The organism is Myxococcus sp. CA039A (assembly GCF_013336645.1).
Taxonomy (GTDB): domain Bacteria; phylum Myxococcota; class Myxococcia; order Myxococcales; family Myxococcaceae; genus Myxococcus; species Myxococcus llanfairpwllgwyngyllgogerychwyrndrobwllllantysiliogogogochensis.
Map to the genome: position 1 here is coordinate 1 of NZ_JABUMQ010000771.1, position 450 is coordinate 450.

Consider the following 450-nt stretch of genomic DNA (forward strand, 5'->3'; position numbering starts at 1 on the left):
GCTCCGAACCGTTGACCGAATCGATCGCGCGCGCAGCCAAGTTGGCCGATGCCCCGGGCAGCGGCCCCGTGCTGCTACTCGACCATGGCGACAACTGCATGTCCGGCGGCACGTGCGACGACATGCACGTCCTGCACGAAGCGTTGCGGCAAGGCTTGAGCGGCATCGCTGTCGGGCCGGTGTGCGACCCGGAAGCCGTCGCGGCGATGATCGAGGCGGGCGAGGGTGCCACGGTCACGCTCCCGGTCGGCGACAAGGTGCCGCTTGTGCAGCTCGGCATCTACCCCGTGCCGCGCGCGCTGACGGGCAAGGTTGTCGCCATCAGCGACGGCGAATACACCATCACGGGGCCGACCTATACGGGCCAGCGCATCCGCATGGGCCGAACGGCGCTGCTCGACATCGGCGCGGCGCAGATCGTCGTCACGGAGACGCCGCAGGAGCATTGGG

At 69.3% G+C, this 450-nt stretch carries 1 protein-coding gene; it reads left to right on the plus strand.

The window, feature by feature from the left end; genetic code table 11:
- A partial coding sequence (locus HR086_RS47515) for an MlrC C-terminal domain-containing protein (protein ID WP_174468975.1) occupies positions 1 to 450 on the plus strand: 450 nt, incomplete at both ends.